Source organism: Streptococcus halichoeri (genome assembly GCF_019774635.1).
Lineage (GTDB): Bacteria > Bacillota > Bacilli > Lactobacillales > Streptococcaceae > Streptococcus > Streptococcus halichoeri.
On record NZ_CP081502.1, the window covers coordinates 386226 to 399868 of the forward strand.

Annotated in this window: 14 protein-coding genes and 2 pseudogenes; 14 read left to right on the forward strand and 2 right to left on the reverse strand. The window is 38.1% G+C overall.

Going from position 1 to position 13643, the window contains the following annotated elements; translation table 11 throughout:
* Positions 1-176 precede the first annotated feature (176 nt).
* The 9 genes from mnmA to rpsD all read left to right on the forward strand — a co-directional run bounded on the left by mnmA (position 177) and on the right by rpsD (position 9579).
* A complete protein-coding gene (gene mnmA / locus K5J94_RS02025; protein ID WP_159548284.1) occupies positions 177-1298 on the forward strand; it encodes a tRNA 2-thiouridine(34) synthase MnmA in 1122 nt (373 codons plus the stop codon).
* Between the two features lie 41 nt (positions 1299-1339).
* Positions 1340-1942, forward strand: coding sequence for a MarC family protein (locus tag K5J94_RS02030; RefSeq protein WP_159546080.1), 603 nt, complete (start codon positions 1340-1342; stop codon positions 1940-1942).
* A gap of 207 nt (positions 1943-2149) precedes the next feature.
* Complete coding sequence (locus tag K5J94_RS02035) at positions 2150-2599, forward strand: NUDIX hydrolase (RefSeq protein WP_159563863.1); 450 nt, start codon at positions 2150-2152, stop codon at positions 2597-2599.
* A gap of 51 nt (positions 2600-2650) precedes the next feature.
* Positions 2651-4552: a tRNA uridine-5-carboxymethylaminomethyl(34) synthesis enzyme MnmG gene (mnmG, locus tag K5J94_RS02040; RefSeq protein ID WP_159563864.1), complete on the forward strand. Its 1902-nt coding sequence runs from the start codon at positions 2651-2653 to the stop codon at positions 4550-4552.
* An 83-nt stretch (positions 4553-4635) separates the two neighbouring features.
* Positions 4636-6609, forward strand: coding sequence for a DHH family phosphoesterase (locus tag K5J94_RS02045; RefSeq protein WP_159563913.1), 1974 nt, complete (start codon positions 4636-4638; stop codon positions 6607-6609).
* The gene (rplI, locus tag K5J94_RS02050) at positions 6609-7061 is read left to right on the forward strand and encodes a 50S ribosomal protein L9 (protein WP_159546077.1); all 453 of its coding nucleotides are present in this window, start codon (positions 6609-6611) and stop codon (positions 7059-7061) included. The genes K5J94_RS02045 and rplI overlap by 1 nt, the downstream gene beginning before the upstream one ends.
* 12 nt (positions 7062-7073) lie before the next feature.
* The gene (dnaB, locus tag K5J94_RS02055; protein ID WP_201447709.1) at positions 7074-8450 is read left to right on the forward strand and encodes a replicative DNA helicase; all 1377 of its coding nucleotides are present in this window, start codon (positions 7074-7076) and stop codon (positions 8448-8450) included.
* 14 nt (positions 8451-8464) lie between these two features.
* Positions 8465-8737, forward strand: coding sequence for a Veg family protein (locus K5J94_RS02060; RefSeq protein ID WP_159546075.1), 273 nt, complete (start codon positions 8465-8467; stop codon positions 8735-8737).
* Between the two features lie 230 nt (positions 8738-8967).
* Positions 8968-9579, forward strand: coding sequence for a 30S ribosomal protein S4 (rpsD, locus tag K5J94_RS02065; RefSeq protein ID WP_159546073.1), 612 nt, complete (start codon positions 8968-8970; stop codon positions 9577-9579).
* A gap of 156 nt (positions 9580-9735) precedes the next feature.
* Here rpsD and K5J94_RS02070 read toward each other — a convergent pair.
* Positions 9736-10900 (reverse strand): annotated as a pseudogene (locus tag K5J94_RS02070) (tyrosine-type recombinase/integrase).
* A 468-nt stretch (positions 10901-11368) separates the two neighbouring features.
* Complete coding sequence (locus K5J94_RS02075; protein ID WP_221913326.1) at positions 11369-11974, reverse strand: helix-turn-helix transcriptional regulator; 606 nt, start codon at positions 11972-11974, stop codon at positions 11369-11371.
* A 150-nt stretch (positions 11975-12124) separates the two neighbouring features.
* Between K5J94_RS02075 and K5J94_RS02080 the strand changes: the two genes are divergently transcribed.
* The 5 genes and pseudogenes from K5J94_RS02080 (at position 12125) to K5J94_RS02095 (ending at position 13630) form a co-directional block, all read left to right on the forward strand.
* Positions 12125-12313, forward strand: a complete 189-nt coding sequence (locus K5J94_RS02080; protein WP_408022832.1) for a hypothetical protein — start codon at positions 12125-12127, stop codon at positions 12311-12313.
* 220 nt (positions 12314-12533) lie between these two features.
* Positions 12534-12818 carry a hypothetical protein gene (locus tag K5J94_RS02085; protein WP_221913327.1) on the forward strand — a complete coding sequence of 95 codons (285 nt, stop codon included), beginning with the start codon at positions 12534-12536 and terminating at the stop codon, positions 12816-12818.
* Positions 12819-12831: 13 nt separating this feature from the next.
* Positions 12832-13163 (forward strand): annotated as a pseudogene (locus K5J94_RS02090) (hypothetical protein).
* Positions 13163-13354: a hypothetical protein gene (locus K5J94_RS09460; protein WP_231700377.1), complete on the forward strand. Its 192-nt coding sequence runs from the start codon at positions 13163-13165 to the stop codon at positions 13352-13354. The pseudogene K5J94_RS02090 and the gene K5J94_RS09460 overlap by 1 nt, the downstream one beginning before the upstream one ends.
* A gap of 9 nt (positions 13355-13363) precedes the next feature.
* A complete protein-coding gene (locus K5J94_RS02095; RefSeq protein WP_221913331.1) occupies positions 13364-13630 on the forward strand; it encodes a DNA-binding protein in 267 nt (88 codons plus the stop codon).
* Positions 13631-13643 lie beyond the last annotated feature (13 nt).

Sequence of the window (13643 nt, forward strand, 5' to 3'; positions counted from 1 at the left end):
AAATTATTCTTATAATAAAAAATTATTCTTATCGCGATATTATTGGCTTTCCTTCTATATAATTGTTATAATATAGACTGCGCTGAAAGGGCGCATCAAAATCGACCTTCAAATCGACTTTTGATTAACGACGACCTTCAAATCGTTCGTTATAACGAAAAGATGGGAGACTAATTATGGCAGATAATGCAAATACTCGTGTTGTTGTTGGCATGAGTGGAGGTGTTGACTCCTCCGTTACCGCCTTGCTATTAAAAGAACAAGGCTATGATGTTGTCGGTGTATTTATGAAAAACTGGGACGATACTGATGAATTTGGTGTCTGCACCGCGACGGAAGATTACAAGGATGTGGCTGCGGTAGCAGATCAAATCGGTATTCCCTATTACTCCGTAAATTTTGAAAAAGAGTACTGGGACCGAGTTTTTGAATATTTTTTGGCAGAATACCGCGCTGGACGAACGCCAAATCCCGATGTGATGTGCAATAAAGAAATTAAATTTAAGGCTTTCTTAGACTATGCATTGACTTTGGGTGCCGATTATGTGGCTACTGGTCACTATGCACAAGCTGTACGTGATTCTGATGGAACGGTACACATGCTTCGGGGAGCTGATAATGGAAAAGATCAGACTTATTTTTTAAGTCAGTTATCACAAGAACAGTTGCAAAAAACACTCTTTCCACTGGGGCATTTGCAAAAACCAGAGGTACGTAAAATTGCTGAAGCAGCTGGATTAGCAACTGCTAAAAAGAAAGATTCTACAGGGATTTGTTTTATTGGTGAAAAGAATTTTAAAGAATTTCTTGGCCAATATCTCCCTGCTCAGCCTGGACGCATGCTTACAGTTGATGGACGTGATATGGGGCAGCATGCTGGGCTGATGTATTATACGATTGGTCAGCGAGGTGGGCTTGGTATTGGTGGTCAACACGGCGGTGATAATCAACCTTGGTTTGTGGTTGGCAAAGATCTTAGTCAAAACATTTTATATGTTGGGCAGGGATTTTATCATGAGTCATTGATGTCAACTAGCTTGGATGCCTCTACTGTTCACTTTACACGGGAGATGCCTGAAGAATTTACCATGACCTGTACAGCCAAGTTTCGTTACCGTCAACCTGATTCAAAGGTAACGGTTCATGTCAAGGGTGACCAGGCCGAGGTTGTCTTTGATGAAAAGCAGCGAGCTATTACACCTGGCCAGGCGGTGGTGTTTTATGATGGAGAAGAATGCCTTGGCGGTGGATTGATTGACATGGCTTATCAAGATGGGCAAGCCTGTCAGTATATTTAAATCTTTCTGGGCAATCAGACTAAGAATAAGAGGAAGGTTGAATGTTGTCGAAATTTTTCCTAGCCTTTATGGCGTTTTTTGCCATTATGAATCCTATTTCTAATTTACCTGCTTTTATGGCTTTGGTGGCTGATGATGATCAGAATATTTCACGTAAAATTGCTGGTAAAGGAGTGTTGACAGCCTTCATTATTGTCGTATTTTTTATTTTGACAGGTCACTTTATTTTTACCATTTTCGGGATTACTTTGGGTGCTTTAAAAATTTCGGGCGGTATCTTAGTTGCTGCTATTGGCTATAAAATGATTAATGGTGTGCATTCACCTACTAATAAACACTTAGAAGAAAGCAGGCAAGATCCCATGGATGTTGCGATTTCACCTTTAGCCATGCCACTACTAGCAGGGCCTGGCACTATTGCTACTGCAATTAGTTTAGTAGGAAATGATACTTCAACCAAGCTTATTACTATTTTAGCTTTTGCTCTCCTATGTCTGATGATGTACATGATCCTCCTTAGTGCAAAGAAAATAACACAGCTACTGGGTTCTAATGCCATGAATGTCATGACACGAATGATGGGCTTAATATTGATGACAATCGGAATTGAAATGTTAATGACTGGAATTAAGATGACCTTATGACACAGTTGTCACTATCTTTACACCGTTGTCAAATAAGTTGATACTATCTTTACACTGTGATTCTTGACATCTTTCCAGCTTTTGGTAAAATAGATAGCAACAATATTAGTGATGGTCAAAGCTCATGAAAATTGTAGGTTTTTTGTCCTGCAATCTTCTCGGGTTTTGGCTCTTTTTATGGTTTGGTCTGTGTAGCGAGGAAACAAAATGAAACAAGATTTTAGAACAACTCAGGGCAAAACAACTTTCAGTTTAAGAGCTAGTGCTTTGATTGTTAGAGATGATAAGATTTTTTTAACCAGAGATGCAACTGGCAAATATTACACGATTGGTGGTGCAAGCCTAGTGGGTGAAAAAACACGTGAGACTGTTTTACGTGAAACGTTGGAAGAAATTAACATTCCAGTTGAGGTAGGTCAACTTGCTTTTATTGTTGAAAATCGGTTTTATATCAACGATGTTTTTTGGCATAATATTGAATTTCATTATTTCGTACGACCTTTAGAAGAACCTAAACTCAAGATGATGGAGAATGCCACGCAACAGGTTTGTGAATGGATTCCAATTAATCGGCTAGATCAGATTAAGCTAGTTCCTGAATTTTTACAAACTGAGCTGGCTAAATGGTCAGGTCATATTGTTCACATTGAAGACTAAACTAAAGAAGATTACTTTAATTAATAGACTTAAATAAAGGATTTGAAAAAAATGACACATGAATTTACAGAAAGCTATGACGTTATTGTCATCGGGGCAGGTCACGCTGGGGTTGAAGCGAGCTTAGCGGCTAGCCGTATGGGGTGTAAAACCTTATTAGCAACAATCAACCTTGATATGCTGGCCTTTATGCCGTGTAATCCTTCAATTGGAGGTTCTGCCAAAGGGATAGTGGTGCGAGAGATTGATGCTCTTGGTGGTGAAATGGGTAAGAACATTGATAAGACCTATATCCAGATGAAAATGCTCAATACGGGTAAGGGGCCAGCTGTTCGGGCCCTACGTGCGCAGGCTGATAAGGCTTTGTATGCACGGGAGATGAAGCATACGGTTGAAAAGCAGGACAACTTAACCCTAAGACAGGCTATGATTGATGATATTTTGGTTGAAGACGGTCGGGTTATTGGAGTCTTAACAGCAACGGGACAAAAATTTGCGGCTAAGGCTGTGATAGTGACAACAGGAACAGCCCTGCGTGGGGAGATTATTTTAGGAGAGCTTAAATATTCTTCTGGGCCTAATAACAGTTTGGCATCAGTAACCTTGGCTGATAATTTGAAAAAACTTGGCTTAGAAATTGGACGGTTTAAAACCGGAACTCCCCCTCGTGTGAAAGCCTCAACAATTAATTATGATGAAACTGAGATTCAACCAGGTGATTCAAAACCTAACCATTTTTCTTTCTTATCCAAAGATGAGGATTACCTAAAAGACCAGGTGCCTTGCTGGCTAACCTACACGAATCAAACTAGTCACGATATTATTAATAAAAATCTTTACCGTGCACCAATGTTCTCAGGGATTGTCAAAGGCGTTGGTCCACGTTACTGTCCATCTATTGAAGATAAGATTGTGCGGTTTGCTGATAAACCAAGGCATCAGCTATTTTTGGAACCTGAGGGCTGGGACACGGAGGAAGTTTATGTGCAAGGCTTGTCAACTAGCCTTCCAGAGGATGTCCAAAAAGAATTAATTCATTCCATCAAAGGCTTGGAAAAAGCAGAAATGATGCGAACAGGCTATGCCATCGAATATGATATTGTCTTGCCACATCAATTGCGAGCAACTCTTGAAACCAAAGTTATTGCTGGGCTATTTACCGCAGGTCAAACAAATGGCACTTCTGGTTATGAAGAAGCAGCCGGTCAAGGATTAATTGCGGGAATTAATGCTGCGCTAAAGGTCCAAGGTAAACCAGAGCTTATTCTCAAGCGAAGTGATGCTTATATTGGAGTGATGATTGATGATTTGGTGACAAAAGGGACATTGGAACCCTACCGTCTTTTGACGTCCCGCGCTGAGTATCGTCTGATTTTACGGCATGACAATGCAGACATGCGCTTGACAGAAATTGGACGTCAGGTTGGACTAGTGGACGATGTGCGCTACCAGCAGTTCAATATTAAAAAATATCAGTTTACTAATGAACTAAAGCGCCTAGAGAGTATCAAATTAAAACCAATTAAGGAAACCAATGAGAAGGTGCAGGCTCTAGGCTTTAAGCCACTAACAGATGCTATGACAGCCAAAGAATTCATGCGCCGTCCGGGTGTCAATTATGAGACAGTGGTTTCTTTTATTGGTCCAGCAGCTGAAGAACTAAGTCCTAGAATCATTGAATTACTGGAAACAGAAATCAAATATGAAGGCTATATCAATAAGGCACTTGACCAGGTAGCTAAGATGAAGCGCATGGAGGAAAAACGTATTCCAAAAACTATTGACTGGGATGCCATTGATTCGATTGCTACTGAAGCTCGGCAAAAGTTCAAAAAAATTAATCCTGAAACAATTGGCCAAGCCAGCCGTATTTCTGGGGTTAATCCTGCTGATATTTCTATATTAATGGTTTATATTGAAGGCAACGGAAAGGCTCGCCGCAAAATCGATTAATCACTTAATCCAGATAATCACAAGGAACAGTTCTGTATCTCAGGGCTGTTTTATGGTATAATATGGGCTTAAGAGGATATATGATGAAAAAATTTCGGTTTAGGACAATCCATCTTGTCATGATGGGCTTAATCTTATTTGGCTTATTGGCATTGAGCGTTCGTTTGCTTGAATCCAAAGAGCTTATTATATCAGCCATTTTTCTCGTTTTGCTTTTTGTAGTGGCTCTATTGTGGTATCAAAAAGAAGTCTATGAATTGGAAAATCTCGGTCATATTGAAGTGCTCAATGAGCAAACAGAAAATAATCTTAAGGCCTTGTTAGAAAAAATGCCTGTTGGAATCGTGCAATTTGACCAAGAAACGAATACTGTTGAATGGTATAATCCCTATACAGAGCTGATTTTTACTACAGAAGATGGTTTCCTAGATGATGCAGGCATTCAGCAAATTCTTGCTGAAAAGCGTAAGGGTGATATTTCTCAGACCTTTGAAGTTTCAGGAAATCGCTATACTTCGTATGTTGATGAGTCTGCGGGCATGTTCTACTTTTTTGATTGTAGTCATGGCAGTCGTCAAAGCTCAGATGCTAATATGCTACGTCCGGTTATTGGGATTATCTCTATTGATAATTACGATGACATTACTGATAATCTACCTGATACAGAAGTCTCAAAAATCAATAGCTTTGTCGCTAGCTTTATTGCCGAATTCATGGAAAGTCGCCATATTTTTTATCGCCGTGTCAACATGGATCGGTTTTACTTCTTTACAGATTATGCGAATTTATCTGAACTCATGGAAAATAAATTTGCCATCCTTGAGGTTTTTCGAAAAGAGGCTCAGGAAGAAAAGCTGCGCTTAACCTTGAGTATGGGGATTTCATATGGTGATGACAACCATGACCAAATCGGTCAGGTCGCCCTAGAAAATTTGAATATCGCCTTAGTCCGTGGGGGTGATCAGATTGTTATCCGAGAAAATGACGATACTAAAAATCCGATTTATTTTGGTGGGGGATCAGTATCAACTGTTAAACGTTCAAGAACAAGGACGCGCGCGATGATGACGGCCATAGCTGATAAAATAAAGACTGTAGACAATGTTTTTATTGTTGGTCACCGTAAGTTAGATATGGATGCCTTAGGGGCATCGGTAGGAATGCAGTTTTTTGCTCATAATATTATTGAAAATAGCTATGCTGTATACAATCCTGATGAACTAGGTTCTGACATTGAACGGGCGATAGAGCGTTTGCAGGCCGATGGTAAGACACGCTTGATTAGCTTGGCTCAAGCAACGCGCCTGGTTACTTCACGTTCACTACTGATTATGGTTGACCACTCAAAAGTCTCTTTGACCTTATCTCAAGCCTTTTTTGACCTATTTAAAGATGTTATTGTCATTGATCACCACAGGCGTGATGATGATTTTCCAGAAAATGCGATTCTCACTTTTATCGAAAGTGGTGCTAGTAGCGCAGCTGAATTGGTAACCGAACTGATTCAGTTTCAAAATGCGAAGGCACGCCTTAGTAAAGTCCAAGCCAGTATTTTGATGGCAGGGATCATGTTAGATACGAAAAACTTTACAACGCGGGTTACGAGTCGTACCTTTGATGTCGCTAGCTATCTGCGAAATCGAGGAAGTGATAGTGTAGAAATCCAACAAATTTCTGCGACAGATTTTACAGAATATAAGCAAATTAACGAGATTATTTTGAGAGGGGAAAAGTATCATGAATCAATCATGGTCGCAACTGGTAATCCAGAAACCTTTTATAATAATGTCTTTGCTAGTAAGGCTGCTGACACCATGTTGCAAATGGCAGGTATTGAGGCAAGCTTTGCAATGGTTAAAACTAGCCCAAACCGAATTATTGTATCAGCACGTAGCAGAAGTAAAATTAACGTGCAAAGGATTATGGAGCGAATGGGAGGCGGAGGCCATTTCAATTTAGCCGCTTGCCAAATGGAAGACATTTCCTATGATGATGCCAAGCAATTACTTATTGACACTATTGATACTACAATGAAAGAAACTAAAGAGGTGGAATAATGAAAGTTATTTTCTTACAAGATGTAAAAGGTAAAGGTAAAAAAGGAGAAATTAAGGAAGTTCCTAATGGCTATGCTCAAAATTTTCTATTGAAAAAGCAGTTAGCAAAGGAAGCAACTAGCCAAACAATTGGTGAATTAAAGGGTAAGCAAAAGGCAGAAGTTAAAGCACAAGCTGAAATTCTAGCAGAAGCTAAAGCACTTAAAGAAAAGTTAGCTGATGAAAAAACAGTTGTTTTATTTACTGAGAAGGTTGGACCGGATGGTCGCACCTTTGGTTCGATTACAGCTAAAAAGATTTCAGAAGAGCTGTTAAAACAATATGGCTTAAAAGTGGATAAACGCCACATTGAATTAGACCATCCCATTCGAGCAATTGGTCTAATTGAAGTTCCTGTTAAATTGCATAAAGAAGTCCTTGCTGAAATCAAATTAAATATTAAAGAAGCTTAAATATGTTAAGATGTGGAGGTGCTGAGGTTGCCTGAAGTTTCAGAACTACGCGTTCAACCCCAAGATTTATTAGCAGAGCAATCTGTTTTAGGTTCAATCTTTATTTCTCCTGATAAATTGATAACGGTTAGAGAATTTATTAGCCCAGATGATTTTTACAAATATGCACATAAAGTCATTTTTCGGGCAATGATTACTCTCAGTGATCGTAATGATGCTATTGATGCTACCACTGTTCGAACCATTCTTGATGATCAAGGTGATTTACAAAATATTGGTGGCTTATCCTACATTGTTGAACTTGTCAATAGTGTGCCAACAAGTGCAAATGCAGAATACTATGCTAAGATTGTAGCTGAAAAGGCTATGCTGCGTGATATTATTGCCAGGTTGACAGAGACTGTCAACCAAGCTTTTGAAGGTGCAACCGCCTCAGATGAGATAATTGCTGGTGCTGAAAAAGCATTGGTAGAAATTAATGAGCATAGCAATCGGAGTGGTTTTCGAAAGATAGCAGATGTTTTAAAAATCAATTATGAAAATCTGGAACTGCGCTCTAAGCAAACCTCAGATGTGACAGGTTTACCAACTGGCTTTCGAGATTTGGATAAGATTACAACAGGTTTACACCCTGATCAATTGATTATTCTTGCAGCAAGACCAGCTGTCGGGAAAACAGCTTTTGTGTTGAATATTGCCCAAAACGTTGGAACAAAGCAAAAAAAAGCAGTCGCCATTTTTTCTTTGGAGATGGGTGCAGAAAGTTTGGTTGATCGAATGCTTGCAGCTGAGGGCTTGGTGGACTCACACAACCTAAGAACAGGTCAATTAACCGATCAGGATTGGACTAATGTCACCATAGCGCAAGGAGCCCTTGCAGAAGCTCCAATCTATATTGATGATACTCCTGGGATTAAAATTACTGAGATTCGAGCTAGAGCACGTAAATTGGCGCAGGAAGTTGAAGAAGGCTTAGGCTTAATTGTTATTGACTACTTACAGTTAATCACCGGGACTAGACCTGAAAATCGTCAACAAGAAGTGTCAGATATTTCACGTCAACTAAAAATTCTAGCTAAGGAACTAAAAGTTCCAGTGATTGCCCTTAGTCAGTTGTCACGTGGAGTTGAGCAGCGCCAGGATAAGCGTCCAGTTTTATCAGATATTCGGGAATCTGGTTCGATTGAGCAAGATGCGGACATTGTAGCCTTCTTATACCGTGATGATTACTATCGTAAAGAAGGAGAAGACTCTGACGATGCGATGGAAGATAACACTATTGAAGTGATACTTGAGAAAAACCGTTCTGGTGCACGTGGGACAGTCAAATTGATGTTCCAAAAAGAATACAATAAATTTTCAAGTATAGCCCAATTTGAGGAAAGATAAAGGAGAAAAGTGTTATGAGTGATGCATTTGCTGATGTAGCAAAAATGAAAAAAATAAAAGAGGAAATCAAGGCTCATGAAGGCCAATTAGTGGAACTCACCCTTGAGAATGGCCGAAAACGCGAAAAGAATAAAATTGGTCGATTAATTGAGGTGTATCCGTCATTATTTATTATTGAATATAATGAAGCATCTGATCAGCCTGGTGCTGTAAATAATGCTTACGTTGAATCTTACACCTATTCGGATATTCTCACGGAAAAGACCTTAATTCGCTATTTTGACTAAGCTGATTAGCTAATTGAAAGATTAGCTTTTTTAATAACTTTTCTTTACTTTTGTTGATAAACTTGCTATAATGACCTTTGTGTGAAATAACAGCAGAAAAATATGAAGCTCGTCAACAGGTGGTTAACTATTCTAGTAACCTTTGCTGTTTAGGCGAAAGCCCCCTGCACGAATCAGGATTTTTTAAATCGTTATTTCCTCACTATATATATTCGAGGAGGACATTAATAATGTCACGTTATACTGGTCCATCATGGAAACAATCACGTCGTCTTGGCTTGTCACTTACAGGCACAGGTAAAGAATTGGCACGTCGTAACTACGTACCTGGTCAACACGGTCCTAACAACCGTAGCAAGCTTTCTGAATACGGCTTGCAACTTGCTGAAAAGCAAAAACTACGTTTTTCATATGGTTTAGGCGAAAAACAATTCCGTAACTTGTTCGTACAAGCTACAAAAATTAAAGAAGGAACCCTTGGTTTCAACTTCATGATTCTTTTAGAACGTCGCCTTGACAATGTAGTTTACCGTTTAGGTCTTGCAACAACTCGTCGTCAAGCACGTCAATTCGTTAACCATGGACACATCCTTGTAGATGGTAAACGCGTTGATATTCCTTCATACCGCGTTGAAGCAGGTCAAGTCATCTCAGTTCGTGAAAAATCAATGAAAGTTCCTGCTATCCTAGAAGCTGTTGAAGCAACACTTGGACGCCCAGCTTTCGTATCATTTGACGCTGAAAAATTAGAAGGATCATTGACACGCTACCCAGAGCGCGATGAAATCAACCCAGAAATCAATGAAGCTCTTGTCGTTGAATTCTACAACAAAATGTTGTAATATTTTATTGAACAAGAGAGGCTTAAAAGCCTTGATATTAGGCACTTTGGAGCTTTATTCCAAGGTGCTTTTTTGTGTTTAACTACCCTTTTAGTTATCCCTTGTTTGATTTTTGTATAGTAAGAGGGTAGCCTCAAAGTGGGATACCCTTGTTAGTTATAAATTGCTGATAGCTGCTTCAAATATGGAGACAGCTTTTTTAGCGCCTTCTTTTGTAGCATGGACGTAAGTATTCAATGTCATTGAGATATTAGAGTGACCTAGCCGATATTGTAAATCTTTCGCTTCTATACCAGCATATAACATGATTGTGGCATGGGTATGACGAAAACCATGGAAACTAATATCAGTTACACCTGCTTCTTTAAAATGCTTTTGCAATCTCTTTCTGAGTAAACAAGCATAGGCGTATTTTGTGGTAAAGGGAGTAAAAACAATCATCTCAGACCGTCCCAACTCCCATGATAAAACTTGTTGACGTTTTTTATATTGTTTGAGCAATAAGACAGTAGCTCTATCAATATCAATGTCTCTTAATCCTGCTTTTGATTTAGGCGTATTTGTCTCCTGGTATCTATTCAGAGTTTTAGAAATCTTGATGGTACCTTTTTTTAGATCAATATCAGACCATTCAAGAGCTAAAGCCTCTCCAATACGGCAACCAGTAGCAAGCAAGGTTTTGTAAAGAACGTAATCAAAGAAATTTTCATAACTAGATAAATCTAAGTTATCTAGATAGTTCAGGAATTGCTTTAATTCTTGATTGCTGAAGAATTTAACCTTGTGTTCTCTATTATTTTGTTTCCGTGGAATAATGACATCACGAGCTGGGTTATGCTCAATAACTTGCATGGTTACACCATATTGTAGAATACGGCGATTGATATTATTCAGAAAGCTGTAGTTAGCGTACGCCCCTTTAACGCCCTTATTAGCGTCGTTAGCCCACTTATTAACTTGTTGCTGAATAACAGGGGTGGGTTAGCTTAGATAGCTTGCAATCCCCAAATGCGGGCAAAATATGAAGCCTTACGATACCTTCCATAGATTGCCTAGAGTTTGGTTTGATCGTATTCTTGTAGCTTCCCCACCAAAGGGCTGTCAACTCTCGATAAGTGGTTACTGTTGGTTTCTCTTTGACGGTGTGACCATTCTTAGCAAAGCTATTTAAAGCTTCACGAGCTTTTATTTTAACCCCTTTTTTAGTTGAAGCTGTGATAGTTGTACGAGCCTTCTTACCTGTTACCTGGTCAACACCAAGATAGACACTAGCACGATACACGATTGTGCCGTTTTTCTTTTTGTATTCTGTTATATTCATGATAATACCTTTCTAACATCAGTAAGCAAGTATGGGATTTAGTTAGGTATTTAGTTTTTATCATGGGTAGTGGCAACATTTAGAGGAGACAGCTTTTTAAGCCATTTTAAAGTGATTAAATTTATTTATTTTCATCGTGACTTACCTATAGGTAAGTAATAAAGCAAAATAAAAAGGTTAGTAAGTATTTCATGATTTTCTCCTATTTCAGGTCTTAAAAAGGTGGGAACCGTAGCTACTGGCTTGATTTTAAATAAGAATACGATACAATACTAATAAGGACTAGAGATGTCGTTCGCCCATAGGCGGTCGGTGTTTCTAGTCTTTTTTTGTATCAAAAATACCAATTATATCATTATTTTTTTAACAATAACTTTCCTTATTCCTCTGCGTCCCCAACGATAGATATCGTCTAGTTGCATTAACACTTCATCAATTGGGCTTTGATTTAGAATACAATAAGTTTAGTTAGTTTTTATCACTATCCAAGTATAGTGACTTTTCAAAAAAATCATATGTCGCAGGTATATCATTTATAAAAAATTTAAGATATTCATACAAATTAGCTAAAGATTGTCTTTCAATATCTGTTAATTCTTCTTTTGGGTATCGATCCAGCATGGATATTAGTTCAATTATGTCACCATGTAACCAATCTAGTCTCTTAGTTAAACGTTGGCTGAAAGGAGCGTAATCGAAGTATTTAGATTTTTCTGCCAACTCTTTTTTAGATTTTTGTGCTACTTGAATATTTTTTTGGGTTTGTTTTAGTGCTGAAATAACTGGTTTATAATAAACATCATCTATTGCTGAATAGTTAATAGTGAAAGGTTTATTAGGATCAATTCCGTCATCATATCCCAATAGATATGAAACCGGGACTTCAAAGTAGTCTGCTAATTGCTTGGCTTTATCGGATTTTGGTACACGTTCACCGTTTTCCCATCGAGCAATAGTTAATTTTGTAACGCCTATTTTTTGAGCTAACTCTTCTTGAGTTAGCATTTTATTTGTTTCAGGATTAATTGTATCACGTCGTAGTTTTCGTATATTTGGTTTTATTTCATTAGTCATAGTATTACCTCAAAATGATTATAGCATAGATAAAAAAATAAAAATATACTTTTGGCTATTTTTTGTTGATAATGTTTACAAATGGATATATAATGACATCATAAAGTATCCGAAAGGATGTTTTAAATTTTTAAAAAAGGAGAAATCTAAATGATAGTTATCACCTCAACTATCGCTAAAGTCGTCCGTCGTAAAATGGCAGATGGGCAATTAACTGCGAAACAAACAAGTAAAATTATTGGAATTAATCCAATTACATTACGCAAAGTTTGTAACGGCGGAACAGTGAAAAACACTGTATACATCAAAGTTACTGAATGGTTAGCGGAAGATTATTAGAACAACAAAAAAAGCCTTGACCTTTGGCGAGAGACAGGCTTTTCACTTAAACAACTAAAACCACAAAAAGCAAGTATGGGATTTAGTTAGGTATTTATTTTATTATACCACAATCAGTGGTATGTGACCATACGCAGGGAGCTACCCCTTTAAACTAGCATGAAACTAGTATAAGAAACAAGCAAAAATAAAAACGAGGGAAAATATAGTGGAAGACAAAATGACACAATTAACTAGCAAACAGCTTCAACGCCTTGGCAGTGACTTAGCAGATATTACAGGCGACATTAATGCCTTAGAGTTGTTAGCAACTTATCATTTGAATTATCAAACAGTTTGCCAACGGGATAGAGGGATGGAACATTATCTTCTCAATTCCAATACACAAGTTTTAAGATCTCTTCATACTTCCCTAGCGAAACTGGCGAGACGAGTAGATGATATTTCTTATATTTTACTTGAAAACGATAATATCAAAGAACTTAAAGCAAGTCAGTTATTTTAGGAGGTAAGACATAATGAAATATAGAGTAGAAAAAATCCTTTTTCAAAAGATAGATACACTCCTGAACAACGAGAAATGTTCAAAAATCGCCAACTCAGCAAAGAAAAGGCTGAGGCTTATTTCACTCGACTATATAACCAACATATCGCATGGGTGATTATTGCTAACGTTATGACAGAATACGTCAATAAATTCAGAAAAAGTGCCACCAGCTTTGAAGAAGCATGGGATACTTTAGGTTATCAACGAACCACAGAGATTGTCTTTAGAGCCGTTAACGGTTTACCTTGTTCAGAGAAAGACACAGGGGAACTAGAAACTTATTTAAGTGAGGTATCGGCATGATGCAAGAATTTAACCTCACACCAACAGAAATGATTACTATATTAATTGTCTCAGGTATCCTATTACTCATTTTAATCCGTTCTAAGACCGATGTATCTATTGACATACCTGAGGGCAAAACCGTAAAGAAACAACAGTATAACGCAAACTATGGAGCATATATTCAAGCACAGAACCATTACTACAATTAGGGAGGACATATGCAAATATTATCACGAGAAGCAGAGTTAGAGCTGCTAGAAAAAGTAGATAAGCACCTAGAGCAGCGGTTGAAGATAGAGTTAGAAAACAATGACGGTTGGGACTTAATCGCAAGACCAGAACTTATTAAAAAGCTAGGCATTTCAGGAACAACCCTAAATAATTGGGAAAAGTGTGGTTTGAAACCCTATCAATCGCCGTTTGAGAATAGCAAGAAAATCTATTATCGAAAGAGTGACGTTTATAATTTTTTGAGTGTTGACTAAGGAGGTATCTGGG